1 pseudogene is annotated in these 242 nt (G+C 73.1%); it reads left to right on the top strand.

What is annotated here, in order from left to right:
• A pseudogene (locus SB822_RS60210) lies at window positions 1-242 on the top strand (EamA/RhaT family transporter); the annotation flags it as partial.

The raw sequence follows: 242 nt of genomic DNA, 5'->3' as shown, positions 1-242 counted from the left end.
CTGTGGGGGCTGGTGTTCCTCGCCCCGCAGCTGCTGCGCGACTTCACCCCGCTGCAGATGTCGGTCTCGCGCTACCTCGCCTACGGGCTGATCGCGATGCTGGTGCTGGCGCCGCGCTGGCGGCGGGCGGTCGCGCCGATGCAAGCGGCCGACTGGTGGACCCTGGCCCGACTGAGCCTGCTCGGCAACCTGCTGTACTACGTGCTGCTCGGCACCGCCGTGCAGTGGGCCGGCGGCGCGGC

Origin of the sequence: Paraburkholderia sp. SIMBA_054, assembly GCF_046534875.1 — a bacterium.
Lineage (GTDB): Bacteria > Pseudomonadota > Gammaproteobacteria > Burkholderiales > Burkholderiaceae > Paraburkholderia > Paraburkholderia hospita.
This window is presented reverse-complemented; position numbering and strand designations above follow the sequence as displayed.